Raw genomic sequence first — 23,576 nt, forward strand, 5'->3', positions numbered from 1 at the left:
TTTCCGGCTACTTTTTACCGTCGGAAATTCCCCGGTCCCGCTCCAGCAGCGCCTGCACCACCGACGCGATGTCGTCCCGCCCGAGCGGGGTGTGGTCGAAGAAGTTGTGCAACGTGAACCCCTCGACGAGCGCGTCCAGCGCCCGCGCCGTGAGCGGGTCGAAGTGCCGGGCCAGCGCGTCGCGGCTGGCCCGCATCCAGCTGTTCAGCACCGTCCGCAGCTCCGGCGTGCGCGCGGCGAACGCGTACAGCTCGAACGTCAGCAGCGGATCGCGCTCGCTCGTCCACAACGTGCCGCTCATGATGTCGACGACCGCGTCCCGGGCCTCCTCCGGGGTGCGGGCGGCCTCCAACTGGGCGCGGTAGTGCGCCGAGACCGTCTCCGCGAGGCGCGTGAACGCCTCCGTGAGGAGCTGGTTCAGGTCGTCGAAGTAGTAGGTCACCGAGCCGAGCGGGACCCCGGCCGCCGCCGCGATCCTGCGGTACGTGACCCGGATGGCCCCCTCCTCGGCGACCACGTCCAGCGCGGCGGTGAGGATCCGGTCGCGGCGGCCGGTGGGTGCGGGTGTGTCCTGAATCATTGCCGAAAACGCCTTCTTACCGCCGTGAACAGGCATGTACGTTTGTCCAAGCCGGTGGGCGAGTGGGCTCGACCGGACGCCGACCCCGTACCCACGGAGCTGCATTCTCATGGACCAGGCCGTGCGCAGGCGCCGCCGGGCGCTGTTCGTGTTCTTCCTGCTCGCCGGGATCGCGCTGTCGTCGTGGGTGACCCGCACCCCCGCGATCCGCGACCGGCTCGACGTCTCCACCGGCGAGATGGGCCTCGTCCTCTTCGGCCTCTCCCTCGGCTCGATGCTCGGCATCCTCTGCTCCGGCCGCCTCGTCTCCCGCTTCGGCACCCGGCCCGTCGTCGTCTGGGGGACGGCCGTCCTGATCTGCGGCCTCGCGACGATCGCCGCCGGCGCGCTCGCCGCGTCCACGCCGCTCGTCACCGCGGGCCTGTTCCTCTTCGGCGCCGGGGTCGGCGGCGGCGAGGTCGGGATGAACATCGACGCGACCGACGTCGAACGCCTCTCCGGGGTGACGACCATGCCGACCCTCCACGGCTGCTTCAGCCTCGGGACGGTGCTCGGCGCGGGCGTCGGGATCGCCGCGACGGCGGCGGACGTGCCGGTGCAGTGGCACCTCGGCGGCGTCACCGTCGTATCCGTAGTACTCCTGAGCTACGCGGTCCCGGCGATTCCCCCCGGCACAGGGCGAGTTGATGCCGGTGCTACCCGAGAGGTACGGGACGCGGGGGCGGCCGTCTGGAAGGACCGCAAGCTGCTGCTGATCGGGGCGATCGTGCTCGCGATGGCCCTCGCCGAGGGGTCCGCCAACGACTGGCTGCCGCTGATCATGGTCGACGGGCACGGGATGGGGGAGGCCGCCGGGTCCCTCGTCTACGCCGGGTTCGCCGCGGCGATGACGCTCGGGCGGTTCGGCGGGGCGTACTTCCTCGACCGGTACGGGCGCGTGACCGTCGTCCGCGCGAGCGCCGTGTCCGGCGGGCTCGGGCTGCTCCTCGTCATCGTCGCCGACAGCGCGGTGATCGCCGGGATCGCCGTCCTCCTCTGGGGCCTCGGCGCCTCCCTCGGCTTCCCCCTCGCCCTCTCCGCCGCCGGCGAGTCCGGCCCCGACGAGACCGCCCGCGTCAGCCTCGTCGCCATCATCGGCTACCTCGCCTTCCTCGTCGGCCCACCCACCCTCGGCTTCCTCGGCGAACACATCGGCCTCCGCCCCGCCATGCTCGTCGTCCTCGCCTTCGTCACGTGCGCGGCGTTCCTGGCCCCGGCGGTGGACGTCCGGGGGCGGCGGGAGGCGGTGGGGGAGGGGGCGTGAGGCGGCGGGCGCGGGCCGGGTACGGCCTCCTCCGCGGTGGGGCGGGCGGCGTGCGGGTCACGCCTGGCCGAGATCGACCTCCACCGCGAAGGGAGCGACGGCCTTGACGACGCCGGTGAACACGTCCCCGTCCCGGTACACCCTCGTCGCGGGGTCGAGGACGTACGTGTAGACGAGCGGCACGCCCGTCGCCGTCTGCTCGATCCGCCAGTAGAAGCCGATGCCCGCCTTCGCGTACTGGTCCACCTTCACGATCCGGTCGGTGGTCTCCGAGCCCGGCGACACCACTTCCGCGACCAGCAGTACGTGCTCGGGGCGGGTGGGGGTGACGTCGATCGTGTCCGCGCGGTACACGACGACGTCGGGGCGGCGGTTGGTGAGGGGGACGTCCTGAAGACGGACGTCGAAGTCGGTGTCGGCGTTCCACTCCGGGCCGGCGGCGGCGTCGAGGGCGTTCGCCAGGATCCGGGCCAGCCGGTTGTGCCGTTTGGATGCGCTCGGGCTCACGACGACCATTCCGTCCACGATCTCGATACCGGCGCACTGCTCCTCGGACCAGGAGTCGTACTCCTGCGCGGAGATCTGCTCGTGCATCCATGCCGGGGGCACCATCTCCGCCGTCATGAAGCACCTCCGGGACCCGTACTACGGGGTTCGGCCCCGGACAGCAGGCCCGGGGCCGAACGGGGCACCTTCCTGAGGCGCCCGAACACTGTGCCCCCGGCAGGATTCGAACCTGCGACACCGGCTTTAGGAGAGCCGTGCTCTATCCCCTGAGCTACGAAGGCAATGGCCAAGGACAGGGTAGCGGATGTGGGCGGGGGGATGGTTTCGGGACTGGTTCATTGACTGTTCGTCACCGCCTGGTTTCTGGTAGTTGTTGCGGCGGGGTACGGGCGAGAGCCCGTGGCGGTGTGGATCGGCACCGCGGGGAGGGACGGGCATGGGCACGACGACTCGGGACGAGATCCTGGCCGGCGAGCAGCGGGCGGTGGATCACGCGTACGACTGTTACGCCAGGAAACTGGCCGAACTGAGCGGCACCTCCGCCGCCACCGCCTCGGCGAGCGGCAAGGACGGCATCGCCAACCGGGCCGAGGCCGAGGCCCGCGCGGCGGCCTACGACGGGCTCGGCGACGAAGCCCTGGTCTTCGCCCGCGTGGACGCGCCGCAGGACCCCGGCGAAGCCCCCCGCCCCTGGTACATCGGCCGCCGCTGCGTGCACGACGCCGCGCACGAACCGGTCGTCCTGCTGTGGACCAGCCCCCTCGCGAAGAAGTGGATCGAGACCCGCCCCGAGAACCCCGGCGAGGTCGTCCTGCGCCGACGCCTGCGCTGCGTCCAGCGGACCGTCGAGCACTACGTCGACGACATCGCCCTCCCGACGTCCGCACCGACGCCCTCGCCGACACCCGAACCGGCGGCCCTTCAACCCGCCGCCCCTCGACCGGCCGTCCCCCGGCCCGCCGCCCCTCGACCGGCCTCTCCTCAACCGACCGTCCCCCGACCGTCCGCGCCCGAACCGGCCGCCCCGCAGCCCGCTCTCCCCGAGCCCGCCGCGCCCGAACCGATCACCCCCGAGCACACCGCCCCCGAGCCGGCCGTCCCCCGGCCCGGCGCCCCCGAGCCACCCCGCCAACCCGCCGCCACCCCTCCACAGCCCCCACCCCCACCCGCACCCACCCCACCCCCCACTCCCACCGACCCCGCCCGCCGCCGGCGCCGTAAACCCCTCCAGCCGGACGACCTCCTCTTACGCGAGCTCCAGCGCTCCCGCCGAGGCCGCATGCGGGACATCGTCGAGACGATCCGCAGGGACCAGCTGGAGCTGGTCACGGGTGCGCCGGCGGACATCATGGTCGTGCAGGGCGGCCCCGGCACGGGCAAGTCGGCGGTGGGCCTGCACAGGGTGACGTGGCTCGTGGACAACGAGCACTTCAGGGCCCAGGACATCCTGGTCATCGGCCCGCACCAGCGGTTCCTCGACTACGTCGGACAGGTCCTGCCGACGCTCGGCACGCGGGACGTGAACGCGGTCCGGCTGGCCCGCCTGTGGGAGGGCGAGACGACCGGCACCGACACCCCGAAGGCACGCCGGGTGAAGTCGGACGGCCGGATGGCGGACGTCCTGCGGCGCCGCGTCGAGAGCGACTACCGCCCGGCGGCGCTGGACGCCCTGACCGTCGCCCCGTCCTTCGAGGGCGACGAGCCCGCGATCGTCGTCACCGCGGGCAGCACGACGCTGCGCGTCCCGAAGTCCGAGGTGCTGGCCCTCCTCGACCGCGCCCACAGCGGCGAGGGCCCGTTCCGGGAGCGCCGCGAGCGGTTCCGGGGCCTCCTCGTCGACCGCCTCCTCCAGGAACTCGCCGGCATCGCGCCCCGCCGGGGGCAGACCGGCACGATCCGCCGGGACCTGGAACGCAACCGCCGGGTCGAGCGCCTGGTCGACCGGGTCTGGCCGTCCCCCGGCGCGAGGGAGGCCCTGCGCAGCCTCTACGACACGCCCGACCTCCTGCGGGAGTGCGCGGACGGCATCCTCGACGAGGACGAGCGGACGGCGCTGCTGCGCCCCCGCGCCGCCACCGCCGACGCCGACCCGTGGACCCTCGACGACCAGGTCTGCCTCGAAGAGCTGCGCGTCCTGATCAGCGGCGACACCCCGCCGAGGTACGGGCACATCGTGATCGACGAGGCCCAGGACCTCACCCCCATGCAGGCCCGCTCCCTGCGCCGGCGCTGCGGCGCGGGCGGCTCCATGACCGTCCTCGGCGACCTCGCACAGGCGACGGGCGCCCACCTGCCGGCGGACTGGGACCTGCTCGGCGCGCTCCTGTCCGACCACGGCGACTGGCGCGTCGCCGAGCTGACCACCAGCTACCGCGTCCCCGCCGAGATCATGGACTTCGTCGCCCCGCTCGCCCGCGCCATCGCCCCGGACCTGCCGTTCCCGCAGGCCGTCCGGGAGGCCGGCGCGGACGCCGTGCGGACAGTGGCGACCGAGCCGTGGAAGCTGCTGGACGACACCGTCGCCCACGTGGCCCGGCTCATGGACACCAGCGACGGCAGCACCGCGCGCTCCGTCGCCGTCGTCGTCCCCGACGACTCGGACTGGCTGGACGCCATCAGCCGCCGGATCGCCGAGGACGACGACATCGGCGCGCGCAGCCGGGAGACCGTGTCCGTGCTGGCCGCGGCCCAGGTCAAGGGGATGGAGTACGACCACGTCCTGGTCGTCGAGCCCGCCACGATCGCCGACCGGGGTCCGGCGGGGCTGCGCCAGTTGTACGTGGCCCTCACGCGCAGCACCCAGAGCCTGACGGTCCTGCACACGGCCCCGCTGCCGACGCGGCTCACGGACACCGACGCAGACGCCGACGCCGGTTCAGGGGAGGCGCGGACGGAGGACGCCGGTGCCGGCAAGCTCCCCCCGATCGGCACGGACGTCCGCGTCGAGGTCGTCGGCCGTGCCCCGGGCGGCCGTTACAAGGTCAGGCCGCTGTCACCGGTGCTCGACCGGCCCCTCGTCCTCACCGTCCGCCACGGCTCGGTCCCCCCTCGGCGGAACGAGAAGGTGGACTGCTGGGTGTTCGCCAACGAGACGACGCAGACGGTGCTCACCGCCGACCAGCGCGGCCGGTCCCCCGTCTCGGAGCGGATGGCGGGGCGCTACCTCGCGGCGCTGGACGTGCTCGGGGAACTCGCCGGGAGCGACGACGGCGACGTCCCCGACGCCCGCGTCCGCCTGTCCGAACTCCAGGGCATGGCCAACCGCATCCTCCGCCGGGACCAGGCCGACTGGGTCAGCGTCCTCCACCTCTTCGGCGACCCGGACCGCGAACGCCTCGGCGTCCTGCGCGACCTCGCCGCGACGACCAGCCGCGCGCTCAAGGAGAGGACGTTCGACGCGGGCCGGCTCGCGGAGGCGGTGACGGCGTCCGGCTGGACGGAACCGCTCGCGCGGGCGCGCCGGGAGCTCCAGGAGCGCTTCGGCAAGGAAGAGCAGGAACCGGCCGCGCAGGAACCGGCTCCACAGGAACCGGAAGAACAGGAAGCAGAACGCCAGATGACCGCTGTGGACACCGTCGCGGAGCCCGCCTCCGCCCCGCAGGACGCCTTTCTGCGCGCGCTGGAGGAGTCCGCCCGCGCCGACCGCGCCTGCAAGAAGCACGAAGCGGTCCGCCACGCGCTGAAGGCGTCGCTCCTGTGGGCGGACCTCCAGCCGGCCGACTCCGCGATCGTCGACGTCAGCTGCGTCACCCGGCACGGCCTGTTCCTGTACGAGGCGCTGGGCGCGGGCCACTGCGCGTACGCGGACCTGCGCGCGGGCGCGACCCGTCTGCTGGAGGTCAACCACACGCTGCCCACCCCGGCCGACGGCCTCTACCTCGTCCTCCCCGAACCGCCGGCCGAGGACTGGTCCGCCGGCACGATCCGCGACGTCTTCCGCGTCCACGTCATCTGGCGCAGCCCGACCGGCTGGGGCGGGGAGGACACGGACACCGCGTTCGGCTCCTGAGGACCCGGCGCCCACGGGAACGCGCCGGGTGGCCCCGCTCTGCCTCCGCCCTGATATTGGGTGCGTCGGGACAAGCGGTGAAAGGGGAACGCGTGGCGCGCGTCGGATGGTGTGCGGGAATTCTGGTCGCGGCGTCACTGCTGGCCGGTGTTCCGGCCGAGGCGGCGGACGGGAGCGGTCGGGTCGCGATATGTGTGGCGGGTTTCGGGAAAGGGGCGAGTTTCGGGAAAGGGGCGGGTTTCGGAAAAGGGGAATCCGCGCGGGAGTTCACGGTCCGGGTGCCACGGGAAAGCGTCGACGCGGTGCTGCGCTCGACCGCTTCGTACACCGGCCCGTGCGCCGAGTACGGCAGCCCGGTGCGGCTCGGGGACGGTGTGCTCAGGGCGTACGAGCAGCGGGCGGGGGAGCGGCCGGTGGCGCTGGGCGTGGTGTTCTCGGCGGCGGCGCTGCGGGGACTGCCGTCGGCCGTCAGCGACGAGAAGCACTGTTTCGACAAGGACGGGAACGGCGGGATCGACCCGCACACGGAATGTTCCGCGGGCCACGAGAACGTGCTGCAACAGCCGACCGCCACAAAGTCCCCCTTCACCTGGGACCTGGTGAACTGGAATCCCCAGGGCCATGTTCCGAAGGGCGTCTACGACGTCCCGCATTTCGACTTCCACTTCTATCTCCAGCCGTTGGCGCAGCGCGACGCGATCCGGCCGGGGCCGTGCCCCATGCTCACGGACTGCGCGGATTACGCACGGGCGAAGAAACCCGTCCCGGAGCGGTACCTCGCACCGGGCTTCATCGACGTCGACGCGGTGGAGCCGGCGATGGGCAACCACCTCCTCGACTCGGCGTCCCCCGAACTGAACGGCGCCCCGTTCACCCACACCTGGATCTACGGCACGTACGACGGCGAGATCACCTTCTACGAGTCGATGATCGCGAAGTCATGGCTTGAGGGCCTGCGGGACGGCACCGTCGCGGACACCTGCGTGCCGTTCCGCCAGCCGAGCGCGTGGCTCCGGACCGGCTGGTATCCGACCCGGTACTGCGCGGAGTACCGGGAGAACCGGGGGGAGTACACGGTGTCCCTCACGGGGTTCACCTATCGCAGGGGTACTTGAGAGGTACCCCGGCACCTCTCACAACTTCCGTTCCACCGACTCCGCGAACCGCGCCAGCAACCGCGCGAACTCCCGCACGTCACCCTCCGGCCAGCCCTCAACCAACTCGTCGAACACCCGCTGCTGGAACTCCCGTGACCGCGCGAGCAGTTCCTCCCCGGCCGGTGTCAGCTCCAGCACCCGGCGCCGGCTGTCGCGCTCACACCGGACACCGGCCGCGCGCTGTCCGCCCTCTACACGGTCCTGATAGGGGTCGGCCTCGGGCTCATGACCCAGATCTACGCCCTCGCGGTCATGAACAACTCCCCGATGCGGGACCTCGGTGCCGCCGTCTCCCTCCAGACCCTCAGCCGCCAGCTCGGCGGCTCCCTCGGCCTCGCCGCGTTCAACGCCGTCTTCCACGCGGAGCTCGTCGAAGGGCTCTCGGGACTGGACGCCGGTCGGGCGAGGGCCGCCGAACAGCCGGAGAACGTCCACGAGTTGACCGGGAGCCTCCGGGAAACGGTGCTGGACGCCTACGACACGGCTGTCGACCGGGTCTTCCTCGTCGCCGCCTGCCTCCTTGCCGTCGCCTTCGTCCTCGCCCTGCTCCTGAAACCCGCGCGCCGCGCCGTCACCGCACGCGGATGAACCGTGACACCACCGCCAGCTCCTCCGTGATCCGCCCGGCGGCGGTGAGCAGTTCGGGCAGGAGAGCGGAGACGCACTCGTCAACGGACCGCCGCGCCACGTGAGTTGCCGCGTTGACGGCGGCCACGACCCGCCCGTCCCGCCCCCGCACCGGCACCGCGAGGGCCCGCACCCCGGCCTCCAACTCCTCGTCGACCAGGGCGAATCCGCGCTCTCGTACCTCGTTGAGCACCTTCCGCAGCTCCCGCGGATCCGTCACGCTCCGCGCGGTGAACGCGCGCAGCTCGCCCAACTGCCGCCGCTCGTCCGGGAGATCGGCCAGCAGGACCCGTCCGAGCGACGTCGCCCACGCGGGCAGCCGCGTCCCCACGCTGATGTCCACGCTCATCACATGCCGCCCGGCGACCCGCGCGGTGTACTGCACCTCGTCACCGGCCAACACCCCCAGCGACACCGGCTCCTGGATCCGCGCCGACAGCTCCTCCAGGTGCGGACGGGCGATCCGCGCGAGGCTCGTCCGCGACATCGGCGGGAACCCCAGCGACAGCACGCGCGGCGTGAGCGCGAAGTCCCGTGGATCGGCGCCGAGTCGGACGAGTCCCAGGTGCCGGAAAGTGATCAGCGCCCGGCGCGCGGTGGCCCGGGGGAGCCCCGTCACCTTCGCGACCTCGGCGAGCGACAACTCTGCCCGCCCCTCCCCGAACGCGGTGAGCACGCTCAGCCCCCGCGCCAGCGACTCCACGAACTCCCGCCCCAACTCCTGCTTCGACGCCCCCGTCCACCCCGCGAGCCCGGCGGGCGCCGGCCCCGCCACCGCCTCCGGCGCCGTCCGCAGAACCTCCTCCATCCCGGCCACGGCCTCCCGCAGCCGTGGCAGCAACACCTCGCACAACCCCCCAGCCGTATGCCGACTCGTATGACTCACCACACTCGCCACACACACCACCCGCCCCTCCCCATCCCGCACCGGCACAGACACCGCCACGAGTCCCGGCTCGATCAACTGATCATCCACCGCGAACCCGTCCCGCCGGGCAACCTCGACCCGCCGCACGAACTCGTCATCGGGGGAGGCGAGTTCACCGCCCGACGCGACCCCGGGCCCACCCGCTGCCGCAACCTCGGCCCCGCTCTCCGGCGCAGCTCCGGGCCCGCCCGTCGGCGTGACCCCGGGCCTGGTTTCCGGCTCGTCCCCGAGCTTGCCCCACGGCTCACCGCCTGCCCCGACCCACAGGCCGGCTTCCACGGCCCCACCCGCCGAACGCCCGTGCCCCGCCCCACCTTTGAGGCCGGCCCTGGCCCCGGCTTCGGCTTCGGCCCCGACCCCGGCCCCGGCTTCGGTCCCGGCTCCGGCTTCGGTCCCGGTCCCGGCCCCGGCTTCGGTCCCGGCCTCGGCCTCGGCCCCGGTCCGCCGCCCGTGCCCCGCAGCCCCGCCCGCCGAACGCCCATTCCCCGCCCCGCCTTTGAGGCTGGCGCCGGCCCCGATGTCGGTCCCCACGGTCGCCCCGGCCCCCCGCTCACCCGCTGCCTCCGTGCTCGTCGGCCAGACCTCCCGCGCCTCCCTCTCCGGCACCGTCCCGAACCCCGCGTCCGTGGGATCCGCCGTCCGCCGCGCGCGCCACTGCGCCCACTGCTCCTCGTCCCACTCGCCCGCGAACACCGCGCCGGGGGCGGTGCGTTCGGCGGGGAGGAGGTCGCCGATGCGGAAGGAGAGGGAGAGGGTGCGGCGTCGGGTGGCCTGGTGGATGAAGCGGATGCCGTCCCGGTCGGCGACGGCGAGGGAGACGGACTCGTCGAGTTCGTCGGCGAGTCGATCCGCGCGGGCGGCCAGCAGCGAGGGCAGCCGCAGCGCGGAGAGGTACGCGTTGCCGAGTTCCGCGACCCGGGGCGCGAGCGAGGCGTCACGGCCGTCGAGCCGGACGTACCCGACCCGCTCCAGCGTGACGGCGATCCGGTCGACGGTGGACCGCGCGAGCCCCGTCTCCCGTTCCAGCGCGCTCAGGCTCAGCGTCCCCCCGGCCCTGGTGAGCCGGTCCAGCACGGCCACACCCCGGATCAGCGGGGCCACGGCCTCGGGCGGAACAACGTCGGACGGCGTCATGGGCGGTGCACTCCGGGGTGAGATCTCGAAAACTCACCGTACGGGAGATCAGCCGAACGGCCTGCTCCGTGTCACCGACACCGCGTAGTTCCCGTCCATGTCGATCCCGCCCACCCCGATGCTCACCCCGTGCTCGCGGTCCACGAACCGCTGCCCCGGGCGGAACGTCGCGTCGGACAACTCGGCGTGGACGTTGGGACTACGGGTGCACCCCCCGCTGTCGCGCCGCGAGTCGTGCACGGTCACCGGCCCCATCCCGGTGTCCACCGCCGCGTCGACCTTGTAGATCAGCACCCCCGGCCGGCACACCGTCTCGTCGTTGCCGCCCCGTGTGCGCAGCTCCACCGCGTACCCGCTGCGCCCGCTGACCGGCACGAACAGCAGCTTGCGCCCGCCCGGGGAGGCGAGCGGCGTCAGTGTGTACTCCGAAGTCCCCTGGGCCGACGCGCAGTTGACCTGCTCCGGGGTCAGCCAGCCCAGCTTCCACTTGTGCCAGCCGAGGAGGTCGTTGTTGGCGCCCCAGTCCTCGCTCATGATGTCCCAGTGCCCGACGGCCCCCCCGCCCTCGGCGGTGTAGAGGTCGGGCAGCCCGAAGACGTGCCCGTTCTCGTGCGGCAGCACCCGGTACCCGGTCTGCCCGTACGTCCCGGAGCCGTCGTCCTGCCGCGAGTACACGAACGACGCGTTGGCCACCGGCACCCCGTCCGCCGTCGGCGCCTCCGTGTTGCCGGCGAACGTCACCGACAGCACCGTGTCCAGCGCGGACGGCCCGGCGTTGGGGGTGACCAGCACGTTCAGCAGGTCGTAGTCCCGGAAGTCGACGCCCGGATCGGCGGCGGCGACGATGTCCTCGACGAGTTCCCGGTACCCGGGGTCGAAGGGCGCCCCGCGCTCTATCCCGTACGCCTCGAACGGCTTCGGCATCCGCAGCCAGCGCGGCACCGGCGCCTCCGCGCGGTAGTCGAGCCGGCCATAGGACGCGGTCCTGAACCAGTCGGCGGTCTGCGGGAAGAACTCCCCGAAGCGGTCCAGCGCGCTGCCCGGCCCCTTGGCGTCCGGGAAGTCGATCATCAGGGTGAGCGCCCTGACCGTACCCGTAGACCTGGAGTAGCCCCCCGGCGTCGGTACTCCCTCGGACATCTGCACCGCCGCCGCGCCCCGGATCATGCAGGGCCCGAGCGCGGAGGCGCGGGCCAGGGTCATCGGGTTCGCGCCGGCCGCGACGGGCCGGGGCGCGCGCGCCCGCTCGCCGGGCCCCGCCGACGTCCCGACCGCCAGCGTCAGCGCGGTCACCGACACCAGCGCGGCCATCCGGTGCGGGCGTATCCGTCGGCGCGGCGAGTGCGGCTGCATGCGGGGCCCTTCGGTCCAGGCAGCCCCGGTCACCGGCTGCACCCTCCCGTTCACCCTCTGCCGGGGCGTGCGGGGGCGCGCGCTGGAAGCGTCCGATCGTGGCTCCACCCCGGAACCCCTGAGGGTGTGGCACAGGTCACATCCGTCCGGGGAAATAACCGGGGACCCGATCCCCGTTTAACCCTGCGTCCGAGCGAAACGGGGACCGGATCCCCGGATCGCGGCAGAAACCTCCCCAGCCGAAGCCGAAGCCGAAGCCGAAGCCGAAGCCGAAGCCGAAGCCCGAAACCGACACCGACACCCTCATCCGACCCTCCCCGCAAGGAGACCGCCGTGGAACCCCTCACGCTTCCCGCGCAGCGCAAGACGCCCCGGCCCCGCGCCGACGCCCTGCGCAACCGGGAGCGGATCGTCGCCGCCGCCCGCGAGATGCTCACCGAGTTCGGCCCCGACGTGCCGCTCGACGAGATCGCGCGCCGGGCCGGCGTGGGGAACGCCACGGTCTACCGGAACTTCCCGGACCGCCAGGCCCTCGTCCGCGAGGTCGTCTGCTCGGTCCTGGACCGCACGACGCGCGCCGGTCAGGAGGCGCTGGCCGAGGAGGCCGACGCCTTCACCGCCCTGGAGCGCTTCGTGCACGTCTCCGCCGACGAACGGATCAGCGCGCTCTGCCCGATGATCTCCGAGTCGTTCGACGAGGACCACCCCGACCTGGCCGCCGCCAGCAAGCGCGCGGAAGGCATCATCTCGGAGCTCATGGACCGGGCGAAGGCGGCCGGCCAGCTCCGGGAGGACGTCGGCCCCGGCGACGTGATGATCGTCGTGGCCCAGCTGAGCCGGCCCCCGGCGGGCACCATGTGCGCCAGCGCCGACCGGTTCATCCACCGTCACCTCCAGCTCGTCCTGGACGGCCTGCGCGCGCCCGCCGCCTCGGAGCTGACGGGCAGCCCCATGACCATCGAGGAGCTGCGCCGGCCGTGACCGATCAGTTCAGCCGATTAGTTCGGCCGCCCCGACCCGTCTGATCTCCGTACACCGTCGTACCGATCACCTTCACCTCACCGTCACCGCGTCGCGCTCGTCCTAAGCGACGTCGTTCTCACCAACGAAGTCCCGGAGTGGGTTCACCCATGTCTCAAGCAGTCCCCATAGCCCCCGACGCCAACCGCTGGAAGGCCCTGGCGTTCATCGCCATCGCCCAGCTGATGGTCGTCCTCGACGCCACCATCGTGAACATCGCGATGCCCGCCGCCCAGTCCGACCTGGGCATCTCCGAGGGCAACAAGCAGTGGATCGTCACCGCGTACGCCCTCGCCTTCGGCGGCCTCCTGCTCTTCGGCGGCCGGATCGCCGACCTGTGGGGCCGTAAGCGCACCTTCGTCGTCGGCCTCGGCGGCTTCGCGCTCGCGTCCGCCCTCGGCGGCGCCGCGACCAACCAGGCCATGATGTTCGGCGCCCGCGGCCTCCAGGGCGTCTTCGGCGCCCTGCTCGCCCCCGCCGCGCTCTCCCTGCTCGCCGTGATGTTCACGGACGCGAAGGAGCGCGCCAAGGCGTTCGGCATCTACGGCGCCATCGCCGGCGGTGGCGGCGCGGTCGGCCTGATCCTCGGCGGCTTCCTCACCGAGTACCTGAACTGGCGCTGGACCTTCTTCGTCAACATCCCGTTCGCGATCGTCGCCGCGGCCGGTGCCTACCTGGTCATCCGTGAGCCCGAGGGCGGTCGCAACCGCAACCCGCTCGACATCCCGGGCGTCCTGCTCTCCACCCTGGGCCTGGTCGCCCTGGTCTACGGCTTCACCCGCGCCGAGAGCGCCGGCTGGTCCGACGCCCTGACGATCGGCATGTTCGTCGGCTCGGCCGTCCTGCTCGCCGCCTTCGTCGTCGTCGAGACGAAGGTCAAGGCCCCGCTGCTGCCGCTGCGCGTCGTCACCGAGCGCAACCGCGGTGGTGTCTACCTCTCGCTGGGCCTCGCCATCATCGGCATGTTCGGCCTGTTCCTCTTCCTCACCTACTACCTCCAGATCGTCAAGGGCTACTCCCCGGTCAAGACCGGGTTCGCGTTCCTGCCGATGGTCGTCGGCATGATCACGGGCTCGACCCAGATCGGGACGCGCCTGATGACCCGGGTCGCTCCGCGCCTGCTGATGGGCCCCGGCTTCCTGGTCGCCGCCCTCGGCATGTTCCTGCTGACCCAGATGAAGGTCGACTCCTCGTACGCGGCCCTGCTGCTGCCCGCGATGCTCCTGCTCGGCCTCGGCATGGGTACGGCGTTCATGCCGGCCATGTCGATGGCGACCCAGGGCGTCGAGCCCCGGGACGCCGGTGTCGCCTCCGCGATGGTCAACACGTCGCAGCAGGTGGGCGGCGCCATCGGCACCGCCCTGCTGAACACGATCGCCGCGTCCGCCACGACCTCCTACGTCAAGGACCACATCGCCGGTGCCGCCGGCCGCTCGCAGCAGCAGCTGGTCCAGCTCGACGGCATGGTCCACGGCTACACGAGCGCCATCTGGTTCGCCGTCGGAATCCTCGTCGCCGCCTCGGTGATCGCCTTCACTCTCGTCAACGCCGGCCGTCCGAACCTCGGCCACGGTGTCGAGGAAGGTGCTGAGGACGAGTTCAAGGTTCCGGTGGTCGCCCACTGACCGACCCGCTCGGACCTGCGCGGGCCCTGGGGACGAGGTCAGCGCAGCCAGGGTAGGTCAGCACCCGCTTCGTTGGGCTGAAGGCCCTCGGCGACGATCGTCAGGATCTCGCCGAGGGCCTTCGTCTGTTCCGGGGTCAGCCGCTGGAACAACGCGGCCCTGACGGCCTCGACATGGCCCGGCGCGACCCTGCGCAGCACCTCGAGCCCGGCGTCCGTGAGGACGGCGAACTGGCCCCGTTTGTCGGAGGGGCAGTCCTCGCGCCGCACCCACCCGTTCTTCTCCAGCCGCGCGATCGCGTGCGAGAGGCGGGAGCGGGTGATCTTGGACTTCATCGCCAGCTGGGTCATCCGCAACCGGTGCTGCGGGGCCTCGCCCAGGCCCACCAGCAGTCCGTAGTACATGTGCGGCATGCCGGCGTCGCGCTGGAGCTGACGGTCGAGGTAGTCGTCGAGGAGCGTCGACGCGTGCAGATAGGCACGCCAGACACACTGCTCCTCTTCGGAGAGCCACTGCGGCTCATCGGGGGTCGGGGAGGGGGATGCCTTCATGTACTCCACAGTAACGCTCCCATCATTGAAATTTAAACAAACAGGTCGTAGGGTATGTATAAGTCGATGCTGCAGATTTGAAGCAATCGGAGGGAGTCACCACCATGTCCGCCGCCAACCCGCAGCGCATGCCCGCCCTGTACCTCAGTCACGGGGCACCGCCGCTCGCCGACGACCCCGTCTGGCCCGGCCAACTCGCCGCCTGGTCCGCGGACCTGCCGCGCCCCAAGGCGATCCTCACCGTCTCCGCGCACTGGGAGGAGGCCCCCCTCGCCCTAGGTGCCGTCAACCCCGTCCCCCTTGTCTACGACTTCTGGGGCTTCCCCGAGCACTACTACAGAGTTACGTACGACGCCCCCGGCGCACCGGCGCTCGCCGAGAGCGTGCGCAAGCTGCTGCGCGCCCCGGGCATCCCCGTACAGGACATCCCCGACCGCGGTCTGGACCACGGCGCCTACGTCCCCCTCGTGGAGATGTTCCCGGACGCGGACGTCCCTGTCCTCCAGATCTCGATGCCGACCCTCGATCCGGTGAGCCTCATGGGCATCGGACGCAAGCTCGCACCCCTGCGCGACGAGGGCGTCCTGATCGTCGGCTCCGGCTTCTTCACCCACAACCTCGCCGCCCTGCGCGGCACCGGCGTCCCCACCTGGTCCGCCGAGTTCGACGACTGGGGGCACCGCGCGCTGGAGTCCCGCGACTGGGACGGCCTCCTCGACTTCCTCCACAAGGCACCGGCCGGCCGCTACGCGCACCCGCGCACGGAGCACTTCGCGCCGCTCTTCGTGACGATGGGGGTCGCCGAGGCGGGGGGCGAGCTGGACGCGCAGAAGTCGGTGATCGACGGGTTCTGGATGGGGCTCGCGAAGAGGTCGGTGCAGTTCGGGTGAGGTGAGGGTGGTGAGGGTGGTGAGGGTCTACAACGCCTTCTCGTACCAGGCGACGTCCCAGTACCGGCCGAACTTCCGGCCGACCTCGCGGTACGTCCCCACGTGCTGGAACCCGAAGCGTTCGTGCAGCCGGGTCGACGCCTCGTTGGGCTGGGCGATGCCCGCGTACGCGCGATGGAGGTCCTCGCCGGCCAGCGCCTCGAACAGGGCCGTGTAGAGGAGCGTGCCGACACCGCGCCCGCCCGCGTCGGGGGCGACGTACACCGTGACCTCCACGGACGTGGAGTACGCCGCCTTCGGGCGGTAAGGGCTGGATGTGGCGTACCCCAGAATTCGCCGTGAGTCCGTGGCCGTGGCAACCATCAGGCGGTAGGGGCCGTCTTCAGGGTGGGAGAGCAGCCAAGGACGGCGCTCCTCCGCAGTGAAAACCCGGGTATCGAATGTGATGGCCGTCTCACGGACGTAGTGGTTGTAGAGCTCGGTGAGGGCGTCGAGGTCCCCCTCGACTCCCGGCCTGACCTGCACGTCTGCCGACTCCGACACATCCGCCTCCTCCGCGTGGCCGGGCAGGATACTGCAAGATCAGAAAATTGGGGGCACGGGTTGGGAATTCTGTCCTGATTCCAGTCGTTGTTTCCATCGAACGGATCTGAGGGACCCGGATCGGAAGAACGGGAACCCCGGACCCGTCCGGACCACCCGGCAGCCACCATTGTTAGGGAGCACGCATGGCAACCCGTGCCGTCGCCCGTCGTCAGTCCGCCACCGGCGAGACAGGCGCTGTGGCCCGCAGTGTTCGCGCCACCGGCGGGGAGATCGCCGACCGCGATCTGGTCGGCATGTACCTCGACGAGATCGCGCGCACCCCCCTGCTCGACGCCGCCAAGGAAGTCGAGCTGTCGCAGATCATCGAGGCGGGCGTGTTCGCGCGACAACTCCTCGACGGCTACGAGGAGTCGGGGTCCGACGCCACCCGCGAGGAGCTGGCGGCCCTGGTCGCCGCCGGTGAGCGCGCGAAGGACGTCTTCATCCGCTCCAACCTCCGCCTGGTCGTCGCCGTCGCCCGCCGCTACCCGCGCAGCGGCCTCCCCCTGCTCGACCTCATCCAGGAGGGCAACGCGGGCCTGGTCCGCGCGGTGGAGAAGTTCGACTACACCAAGGGCTTCAAGTTCTCCACGTACGCGACGTGGTGGATCCGCCAGGCCATCACCCGCTCCATAGCCGACCAGTCCCGCACGATCCGCCTCCCCGTCCACCTGGTCGAGGAGCTGGGCCGGATCCGCCGCGTCCAGCGCGAGTTCAACCGCGAGCACGGCCGCGACCCCGAGCACGCCGAGATCGCCAAGGAGCTGGGCTCCACCCCCGAGCGCGTCTCCGACGTCCTCGACTGGGCCCGCGACCCCGTCTCCCTCAACATGTCCGTCGACGACGAGGGCGAGACCCAGTTCGGCGACCTCCTGGAGGACACGTCCGCGGTCAGCCCCGAGCAGTCGGTCCTCACGCTCCTGCGCAGCGAGGAGCTGGACGGCCTCATCGACCGCCTCGACCCCCGCACCGCCTCCATCATCAAGATGCGCTACGGCATCGAGGACGGCCGCGAGCGCACCCTCACCGAGGTCGGCAAGGAACACGGCCTCACCCGCGAACGCATCCGCCAGATCGAGAAGCACGCCCTCCTCGAACTGAAGAAGCTCGCGAGGGACACGGGTTTCGAGGCGGCGGCGTGAGCGGGGGAGTGGCCCCCGGGGCGTGAGTTCGTGACCTCGCGCGAGGCCGCGGTGTCCGGAACCGAACCCCTCGGGACGCCGGCCCGCATGCCCTGGGCGAACACGCGCTCGCCCCTGCTTCAACCGCCCCTCCCAGGGGAACAAGTCTCCAGGGAACGGCAGTTCACCCCCCAACCCGAGAAACCTCGCACCCCCGCCCCCAGTTGACACCCCCAACAGAGACCACGTCCCGACGCACTCCCCCCGGCGCCGGGACCACCCCAGCCGGGCTCCGGCGCCCTCCCCCCCCCGGGCGCCGAAGCCCGGCTCTTCTTCTCTCCCCACACACCCAAAGAACGGGTCACCCCGAACCTGAACCCCGGGGTGACCCGCCCAATCTCCAAATACTGCCACACCCCCAACTACCCACCCCCACCCCCCACCCACATTCCGCCACCCCCACAAACCTCAGGCCCGCGGGGGGTTGCATCAACGCGCGGCCACCCCCAAGCACCTAAGGGACGCGGGGCTGTACCAACATGCGGCCACCCCCAAGCACCCAAGGGGCGCGAGGCTGTACCAACATGCGGCTACCGCCACGCACCTCAGGGGCGCGGGGAACTGCGCGACCAGCCACATCGAACCCGCACCCGCCAAACCACCGCCCCACCCCCAACCGACCGCGCCCCACCCCCTCACCCGCACTCACCAATCCCCCTCCACCCCCACCCACCCAGGGGCGCGGGGAACTGCGCGACCAGCCACATCGAACCCGCACCCGCCAAACCACCGTTCCACCCCCGACGGACCGCGCCCCCCACTCACCCACCCCCACCCCCCGCCCTCCCCAACCGCTCCCCCAACTCCCGCACACACCGCACCAGTTCCTCCGGCCCCTCCACCACAAAATCCACCCCCACCACCGCAAGCTGCACGGCCAACCACTCCACAGGCCCCCCACCGACCCCCCGAACCCGACACCCCCCACCCTCGACACCCTCCACCCGCCCCATCCACCCCGGCACCCGAGCGGCCACCTCCTCCACCTCCCCGGCGAACACGACAGAGAACTCATACGCGGCCCGCCTCCCCTGAAGCGCCTTACGGACGAACTCCGCCGCATCCCCTTCGGGCAACTCCCGCGCCCCGAACCGAGCCCCGGTCGCAAACGGCTCACTCACCCGATCGACCCGAAACGTCCGCCAGTCCCCCCGATCGAGGTCGTACGCGACGAGATACCACCGCTGCCCGGCGGAAACGAGCCGATACGGCTCGACAACCCGCCGGCTCCCCACCCCATCCCGCGCGCTGTACGCGAACCGCAACCGCTCGCCCCCGGCGATGGCCGACGCGATGACGGTCAACGTCTCCGGCGCGATCCGAGCCCCGTCCCCACTGGTCAACGACGTCGTCGCGGCCTGCAACGTCACCACCCGCCTCCGCAGCCGCGCAGGCAGCACCTGCTCCAGCTTGGCCAACGCCCGCACGGACGCCTCGTCCACCCCCTCCACCGCGTGCCCGGCCCCCGCCCGCAGCCCCACGGCGATGGCCACGGCCTCCTCGTCGTCGAGCAGCAGCGGCGGCATCGCCTTCCCGGCGACCAGCCGGTACCCCCCGTCGGCCCCCATGGTCGCCCGCACGGGATACCCCAGCTCCCGCAACCGGTCGACATCCCGCCGAACGGTCCGCCGGGACACCCCGAGCCGCGAGGCCAGCTCACCTCCGGGCCACTCCCGAGGCGTCTGGAGCAGCGACAACAACTGAAGCAACCGTGCGGGAGTGTCAGTGGTCATGCCCAGAGCATGCCCCACCACTAGGCCAGCCCCTGACCTAAACCCCCACCCGCCCAAACCCTGCCCCAATCCCCACCCCGAAGCCCGATCATGCCCGATCGAAGTCCGAACCTGTTTACTTTCCGGAAATCTGGGCGTAGCCTCCCACCGAAACCACAAGTTCGGACACGAAACAGGCGGCAACCGGACACGGACAGCCGAGAACCGGACACCTCGGAGGCAGCGATGTACGCACCGGAGCGACAGCAGGAAATCCTGCGCCTCGCCCGTGACGGCGGCAGAGTGGACGTCGTGTCGCTGGCCGAGGAGTTCCAGGTCACGGCGGAGACGATCCGCCGGGACCTCAAGTCCCTGGACCGCGCCGGCCTCGTCCGCAGAGTCCACGGCGGCGCGATACCGGTCGGCCGGCTGGACTTCGAACCGGACCTGGCGGAACGCGAGTCCACCTCCGCCGACGAGAAGGACCGCATCGCGAAGGCGGCCCTGGCCGAACTCCCGCCCGACGGCACCCTGATCCTGGACGCCGGCACGACGGTCGCCCGCCTGGCCGCCGCGATCCCCCTGGACGCGACCCTCACGGTCGTCACCCACAGCCTCCCCATCGCCGCCCGCCTGGCCGACCACCCCGGCATCCAGCTCCACCTCGTCGGCGGCCGGGTCCGCCACCGCACGCGCGCGGCGGTCGACGCGTGGGCCCTGCGCGCGTACAGCGAGATCCGCGCGGACGTCCTGTTCGTCGCCGCCAACGGCTTCTCGCCCGGCCACGGCCTCACCACCCCCGACCTCGCCGAGTCCGCCGTCAAGCGCGCCGCGATCGCCGCCGCCCGCAGGGTCGTCCTCCTGGCCGACTCCGCCAAGCACGGCCAGGAACACTTCGCCCGCTTCGGCGACCTCGCCGACATCGACCTCCTGATCACCGACCACAGCCTCGGCGACGACGACACGGCCGCCATCGAACGCGGCGGCACGGAAGTAGTACGCGCATGAACGCCACCCCCGTCCCGACGCACACCCCCGGCGCTCCGACCGCCGGGCGCGGCACGATCCTCACCGTCACCCCCAACCCCTCCCTCGACCGCACCTACGAGGTCCCCTCCCTCGACCGCGGCGAGGTCATCCGCGCCACCGGCGAGCGCATGGACCCCGGCGGCAAGGGCGTCAACGTCTCCCGCGCGGTCGCGGCGGCCGGCCGGCGCACGGTCGCCGTCCTCCCCCTCGGCGGCGCCCCCGGCGCCCTCGTCGCCGACCTCCTCGACGCCCAGGGCATCGAGGTCGCCCCCGTCCCCGTCGCCGGCGCCACCCGCTCCAACATCGCCCTCGCGGAATCCGACGGCGTCCTCACGAAGATCAACGCCCCCGGCCCCGAACTCTCGCCCGCCGAACAGGAACTCCTCCTGGAGACGGTCCGCGAGCACTCGGCCGGCGCCGACTGGATCGCCTGCTGCGGCAGCCTCCCGAGGGGCCTCACGCCGTCCTGGTACGCCGACGTCGTCACCCGCGCGCACGCGGCGGGCGCCCGCATCGCCCTCGACACCTCCGGCCCCGCCCTCCTGGAAGCCCTCCGCGCCGGCCCGGACGTCGTCAAGCCCAACGCGGAGGAGCTGGCCGAGGCGGTGGGCCGCCCCCTGAAGACGATCGGCGACGCCCTGAAGGCCGCCGAACAGCTCCAGGACATGGGCGCCCGAGCCGTCCTCGCCAGCCTCGGCGCCGACGGCCAGCTCCTCCTCGACGCCACCGGCACCTACTTCGCCGCGTCCCCCGTCACCACCGTCCGCAGCAACGTGGGCGCCGGCGACTCCTCCCTCGCCGGCTTCCTCATCGCCGGCGGCACCGGCCCCGCCGCCCTCGCCTCCGCCGTGGCCCACGGCGCCGCCGCCGTCCAGCTCCCCGGCAGCCTCATGCCCACCCCCGCGGACCTCACCCCGGACGCGGTCACCCTCACCTCGGACATCCCGGTGAACCGCCCCCTGAGGGAACCGACGCCATGACACCCCCGAGGCCAAGGCGCCCTCACCCGCACCCACCGGCCGTGGCCGCAGGCGCCCCGCGAGCACGGCCGGACGGCAGCCTCCCGGCCACCCACCACCGCGCACCCGCCCCCACCCGGCCTTCCACCCCCGGCGGGACCCCCACCCACCCGGCCCCCACGCGGCAGAGCCCCTTAAGCGGCGCCCTCGCCACCCCCACCCCCGACTCCACCCCCGCCCCACCGGCGATACGCGTGCGAAGGAGCCCGCGATGAGCGACATGATCACCGCGGACCTGGTCGACCTCGACCTGTCCGCCGAGAACAAGGAAGCGGCGGCCCGGTCCCTCGCCGCCCGCATGGTGACCCTGGGCCGGGTCACGGACCTGGACGGCTTCCTGGCCGACGTGGCCGCGCGTGAGGCGCAGATGCCGACCGGCCTGGACGGCGGCATCGGCATCCCGCACTGCCGCAGCACCCACGTCACGGAACCCACCCTGGCCTTCGGCAGGGCCACCCCCGGCATCGACTTCGGCGCCCCCGACGGCCCCGCCGACCTGATCTTCCTGATCGCGGCCCCGGCCGGCGCGGACGACGCCCACCTCACGATCCTGTCCGCCCTGGCCCGCCAGCTGATGAACACGGCCTTCACGGACGCCCTGCGCGCGGTCACGGACCCGGCGACGGCGGCGTCCCTGATCCGGGGCGACCTGACCCCCGAGGACATCACCCCCGAAGACTCCGCTGCGGCACCGGTGGCGGCCTCCACCGGTGCCGCAGCGGCCGAAACCCCGGCGCCCGCGGCCGCTGCTGGGACCCCCGAGCCGGCCCCCTCCGCCGAGCCCGCCCCGGCGACCGCCCCCGCGGCTCAGCCCTTCCGCATCGTCGCCGTCACCTCCTGCCCCACCGGCATCGCCCACACCTACATGGCCGCCGAGTCCCTGGAGAACGCGGGCCGGGAGGCCGGTGTGGAGCTGACCGTCGAGACCCAGGGCTCGGCCGGCTTCACCCGCCTCGACCCGGACGTCATCGCCGCGGCGGACGGCGTGATCTTCGCGCACGACGTCCCCGTCCGCGACAAGGCGCGCTTCGCCGGCAAACCGACCGTCGACGTCGGCGTCAAGGCCGGCATCAACCGCCCCGCCGAACTGATCGCCGAGGTCCGCGACAAGGCCGCCCGGGGCGTGACGACCGCCCCGGCGACCGGCACCACCCCCGTCGAGCGCGCGGGCGACTCCACCGAGGGCTACGGCACCAAACTCCGCAAGTGGCTGATGTCCGGCGTGAGTTACATGGTCCCCTTCGTCGCGGCGGGCGGCCTCCTGATCGCTCTCGGCTTCGCGATCGGCGGCTACAAGATCAACAAGGCGCCCTCGGTGATGGACCACTTCGCGTGGACCCAGGCCGACAGCTGGGCCGCCCTGCTCTTCCAGATCGGCGCCGTCTCCTTCGGCTTCCTGGTCCCCGTCCTCGCCGGCTACATCGCGTACGGCATGGCGGACCGGCCCGGCCTCGTCCCCGGCTTCGTCGGCGGCATGATCGCCTCCACCATCAACGCCGGCTTCCTCGGCGGCCTCGCCGCGGGCCTCCTCGCGGGCGGCGTGGTGATGGGCATCCAACGGGTGAAGATCCCGACGGCGCTGCGCGGCATCATGCCGGTCGTGGTGATCCCGCTGATCTCGACGGCGATCGTCGGCTTCCTGATGTTCGTCGTGATCGGCAAGCCCATCGCCTCCGCCCAGAAGGGCATGACGGACTGGCTGAACGGCCTCACCGGCTCGAACGCGATCCTCCTGGGCGCCCTGCTCGGCCTGATGATGTGCTTCGACCTCGGCGGCCCCGTCAACAAGGTCGCCTACACCTTCGCCACCGCCGGCATCGCCGTCACCGACCCCGGCGACTCGGCGATGAAGGTCATGGCCGCCGTGATGGCCGCCGGCATGGTCCCGCCGCTGGCGATGGCCCTGGCGACGACCGTCCGCGGCAAGCTCTTCACCGAGACCGAGCGCGAGAACGGCAAGGCCGCCTGGGTCCTGGGCGCCTCCTTCATCTCCGAGGGCGCCATCCCGTTCGCCGCGGCCGACCCCCTGCGCGTCATCCCCGCGTCCATGGCGGGCGGCGCGGTCACCGGCGCCCTGTCGATGACCTTCGACGCCACCCTGCGCGCCCCGCACGGCGGCATCTTCGTCGTCCCCCTGATCGGCAACCCCTTCCTCTACCTGATCGCCCTCGCGGCCGGCGTCGGCGTCACCACCGCGCTCGTGATCCTCCTCAAGGGCCTGCGCAAGTCCTCCCCGGCCGGCGCGGTCCCCTCCGGGGCGGGGACGGCCGACCGGTCTGCCGAGGCCAAGCAGCCGGTGGCGGCGTAGGCGGTGGTATAGCGCCCTCCATCCCGGCGACCGGCCGTGGCCTCCTCGTGAGGGGGTC

19 protein-coding genes and 1 tRNA gene are annotated in these 23,576 nt (G+C 72.3%); 11 read left to right on the forward strand and 9 right to left on the reverse strand.

Annotated features, from left to right (window positions below; genetic code table 11):
• Nucleotides 1–7: 7 nt before the first annotated feature.
• Nucleotides 8–580 carry a TetR/AcrR family transcriptional regulator gene (locus IAG44_RS23695; RefSeq protein ID WP_187749077.1) on the reverse strand — a complete coding sequence of 191 codons (573 nt, stop codon included), beginning with the start codon at nt 578–580 and terminating at the stop codon, nt 8–10.
• A 109-nt stretch (nt 581–689) separates the two neighbouring features.
• On the opposite strand from IAG44_RS23695, the gene IAG44_RS23700 reads away from it, so the two are divergent.
• Nucleotides 690–1,883, forward strand: a complete 1,194-nt coding sequence (locus IAG44_RS23700) for an MFS transporter (protein WP_187749078.1) — start codon at nt 690–692, stop codon at nt 1,881–1,883.
• Nucleotides 1,884–1,940: 57 nt separating this feature from the next.
• Here the strand turns inward: IAG44_RS23700 and IAG44_RS23705 are convergent, their stop codons facing one another.
• Nucleotides 1,941–2,507 carry a Uma2 family endonuclease gene (locus IAG44_RS23705; protein ID WP_187749079.1) on the reverse strand — a complete coding sequence of 189 codons (567 nt, stop codon included), beginning with the start codon at nt 2,505–2,507 and terminating at the stop codon, nt 1,941–1,943.
• Between the two features lie 91 nt (nt 2,508–2,598).
• A tRNA-Arg gene (locus IAG44_RS23710) sits at nt 2,599–2,671 on the reverse strand.
• Between the two features lie 155 nt (nt 2,672–2,826).
• Between IAG44_RS23710 and IAG44_RS23720 the strand changes: the two genes are divergently transcribed.
• Nucleotides 2,827–6,399 carry an AAA family ATPase gene (locus IAG44_RS23720; protein ID WP_246562014.1) on the forward strand — a complete coding sequence of 1,191 codons (3,573 nt, stop codon included), beginning with the start codon at nt 2,827–2,829 and terminating at the stop codon, nt 6,397–6,399.
• Nucleotides 6,400–6,677: 278 nt separating this feature from the next.
• Nucleotides 6,678–7,514 carry a hypothetical protein gene (locus IAG44_RS23725; RefSeq protein WP_187749080.1) on the forward strand — a complete coding sequence of 279 codons (837 nt, stop codon included), beginning with the start codon at nt 6,678–6,680 and terminating at the stop codon, nt 7,512–7,514.
• A gap of 18 nt (nt 7,515–7,532) precedes the next feature.
• Here IAG44_RS23725 and IAG44_RS23730 read toward each other — a convergent pair whose 3' ends face one another.
• Entirely contained in the window at nt 7,533–7,694 is a 162-nt protein-coding gene (locus tag IAG44_RS23730; RefSeq protein ID WP_187749081.1) for a hypothetical protein, read from the reverse strand.
• An 87-nt stretch (nt 7,695–7,781) separates the two neighbouring features.
• Between IAG44_RS23730 and IAG44_RS23735 the strand changes: the two genes are divergently transcribed.
• A complete protein-coding gene (locus tag IAG44_RS23735) occupies nt 7,782–8,144 on the forward strand; it encodes an MFS transporter (RefSeq protein WP_187749082.1) in 363 nt (120 codons plus the stop codon).
• Here IAG44_RS23735 and IAG44_RS23740 read toward each other — a convergent pair.
• Entirely contained in the window at nt 8,128–10,245 is a 2,118-nt protein-coding gene (locus tag IAG44_RS23740; RefSeq protein WP_187749083.1) for an IclR family transcriptional regulator domain-containing protein, read from the reverse strand. The two genes, IAG44_RS23735 and IAG44_RS23740, sit on opposite strands and share 17 nt — an antisense overlap.
• A 48-nt stretch (nt 10,246–10,293) precedes the next feature.
• Nucleotides 10,294–11,598 carry a M6 family metalloprotease domain-containing protein gene (locus IAG44_RS23745; RefSeq protein ID WP_187749084.1) on the reverse strand — a complete coding sequence of 435 codons (1,305 nt, stop codon included), beginning with the start codon at nt 11,596–11,598 and terminating at the stop codon, nt 10,294–10,296.
• Nucleotides 11,599–11,931: 333 nt separating this feature from the next.
• Here IAG44_RS23745 and IAG44_RS23750 point away from each other — a divergent pair, with 333 nt between their 5' ends.
• The gene (locus IAG44_RS23750) at nt 11,932–12,579 is read left to right on the forward strand and encodes a TetR/AcrR family transcriptional regulator (RefSeq protein ID WP_187749085.1); all 648 of its coding nucleotides are present in this window, start codon (nt 11,932–11,934) and stop codon (nt 12,577–12,579) included.
• Between the two features lie 149 nt (nt 12,580–12,728).
• Nucleotides 12,729–14,243 carry an MFS transporter gene (locus tag IAG44_RS23755; RefSeq protein ID WP_187749086.1) on the forward strand — a complete coding sequence of 505 codons (1,515 nt, stop codon included), beginning with the start codon at nt 12,729–12,731 and terminating at the stop codon, nt 14,241–14,243.
• A 38-nt stretch (nt 14,244–14,281) separates the two neighbouring features.
• Here IAG44_RS23755 and IAG44_RS23760 read toward each other — a convergent pair whose 3' ends face one another.
• On the reverse strand, nt 14,282–14,794 hold the full coding sequence (locus IAG44_RS23760; protein ID WP_187749087.1) for a MarR family winged helix-turn-helix transcriptional regulator: 513 nt from the start codon (nt 14,792–14,794) through the stop codon (nt 14,282–14,284).
• A gap of 104 nt (nt 14,795–14,898) precedes the next feature.
• Here IAG44_RS23760 and IAG44_RS23765 point away from each other — a divergent pair, with 104 nt between their 5' ends.
• The gene (locus IAG44_RS23765; RefSeq protein ID WP_187749088.1) at nt 14,899–15,684 is read left to right on the forward strand and encodes a dioxygenase family protein; all 786 of its coding nucleotides are present in this window, start codon (nt 14,899–14,901) and stop codon (nt 15,682–15,684) included.
• A 27-nt stretch (nt 15,685–15,711) separates the two neighbouring features.
• On the opposite strand, the gene IAG44_RS23770 is transcribed toward IAG44_RS23765, so the two are convergent.
• Nucleotides 15,712–16,227, reverse strand: coding sequence for a GNAT family N-acetyltransferase (locus IAG44_RS23770; protein ID WP_246562015.1), 516 nt, complete (start codon nt 16,225–16,227; stop codon nt 15,712–15,714).
• Nucleotides 16,228–16,412: 185 nt separating this feature from the next.
• On the opposite strand from IAG44_RS23770, the gene IAG44_RS23775 reads away from it, so the two are divergent.
• Complete coding sequence (locus IAG44_RS23775) at nt 16,413–17,411, forward strand: sigma-70 family RNA polymerase sigma factor (RefSeq protein WP_187749089.1); 999 nt, start codon at nt 16,413–16,415, stop codon at nt 17,409–17,411.
• 800 nt (nt 17,412–18,211) lie between these two features.
• Here IAG44_RS23775 and IAG44_RS23780 read toward each other — a convergent pair.
• The gene (locus IAG44_RS23780; protein ID WP_187749090.1) at nt 18,212–19,183 is read right to left on the reverse strand and encodes a helix-turn-helix transcriptional regulator; all 972 of its coding nucleotides are present in this window, start codon (nt 19,181–19,183) and stop codon (nt 18,212–18,214) included.
• A 225-nt stretch (nt 19,184–19,408) separates the two neighbouring features.
• Here IAG44_RS23780 and IAG44_RS23785 point away from each other — a divergent pair, with 225 nt between their 5' ends.
• The 3 genes from IAG44_RS23785 (at nt 19,409) to IAG44_RS23795 (ending at nt 23,518) form a co-directional block, all read left to right on the forward strand.
• On the forward strand, nt 19,409–20,170 hold the full coding sequence (locus IAG44_RS23785) for a DeoR/GlpR family DNA-binding transcription regulator (protein WP_187749091.1): 762 nt from the start codon (nt 19,409–19,411) through the stop codon (nt 20,168–20,170).
• Entirely contained in the window at nt 20,167–21,171 is a 1,005-nt protein-coding gene (gene pfkB / locus IAG44_RS23790) for a 1-phosphofructokinase (RefSeq protein ID WP_187749092.1), read from the forward strand. The genes IAG44_RS23785 and pfkB overlap by 4 nt, the downstream gene beginning before the upstream one ends.
• Before the next feature lie 250 nt (nt 21,172–21,421).
• A complete protein-coding gene (locus tag IAG44_RS23795) occupies nt 21,422–23,518 on the forward strand; it encodes a PTS fructose transporter subunit IIABC (RefSeq protein ID WP_187749093.1) in 2,097 nt (698 codons plus the stop codon).
• Nucleotides 23,519–23,576: the final 58 nt, after the last annotated feature.

It is taken from the genome of Streptomyces roseirectus (assembly GCF_014489635.1).
GTDB lineage: Bacteria > Actinomycetota > Actinomycetes > Streptomycetales > Streptomycetaceae > Streptomyces > Streptomyces roseirectus.

Coding starts and splice junctions, on each gene's coding strand:
- IAG44_RS23695 (WP_187749077.1), bottom strand. CDS start 580: ATGATTCAGGACACACCCGCACCCACCGGCCGCCGCGACCGGATCCTC.
- IAG44_RS23700 (WP_187749078.1), top strand. CDS start 690: ATGGACCAGGCCGTGCGCAGGCGCCGCCGGGCGCTGTTCGTGTTCTTC.
- IAG44_RS23705 (WP_187749079.1), bottom strand. CDS start 2,507: ATGACGGCGGAGATGGTGCCCCCGGCATGGATGCACGAGCAGATCTCC.
- IAG44_RS23720 (WP_246562014.1), top strand. CDS start 2,827: ATGGGCACGACGACTCGGGACGAGATCCTGGCCGGCGAGCAGCGGGCG.
- IAG44_RS23735 (WP_187749082.1), top strand. CDS start 7,782: ATGACCCAGATCTACGCCCTCGCGGTCATGAACAACTCCCCGATGCGG.
- IAG44_RS23740 (WP_187749083.1), bottom strand. CDS start 10,245: ATGACGCCGTCCGACGTTGTTCCGCCCGAGGCCGTGGCCCCGCTGATC.
- IAG44_RS23745 (WP_187749084.1), bottom strand. CDS start 11,598: ATGCAGCCGCACTCGCCGCGCCGACGGATACGCCCGCACCGGATGGCC.
- IAG44_RS23755 (WP_187749086.1), top strand. CDS start 12,729: ATGTCTCAAGCAGTCCCCATAGCCCCCGACGCCAACCGCTGGAAGGCC.
- IAG44_RS23760 (WP_187749087.1), bottom strand. CDS start 14,794: ATGAAGGCATCCCCCTCCCCGACCCCCGATGAGCCGCAGTGGCTCTCC.
- IAG44_RS23765 (WP_187749088.1), top strand. CDS start 14,899: ATGTCCGCCGCCAACCCGCAGCGCATGCCCGCCCTGTACCTCAGTCAC.
- IAG44_RS23775 (WP_187749089.1), top strand. CDS start 16,413: ATGGCAACCCGTGCCGTCGCCCGTCGTCAGTCCGCCACCGGCGAGACA.
- IAG44_RS23780 (WP_187749090.1), bottom strand. CDS start 19,183: ATGACCACTGACACTCCCGCACGGTTGCTTCAGTTGTTGTCGCTGCTC.
- IAG44_RS23785 (WP_187749091.1), top strand. CDS start 19,409: ATGTACGCACCGGAGCGACAGCAGGAAATCCTGCGCCTCGCCCGTGAC.
- pfkB (WP_187749092.1), top strand. CDS start 20,167: ATGAACGCCACCCCCGTCCCGACGCACACCCCCGGCGCTCCGACCGCC.
- IAG44_RS23795 (WP_187749093.1), top strand. CDS start 21,422: ATGAGCGACATGATCACCGCGGACCTGGTCGACCTCGACCTGTCCGCC.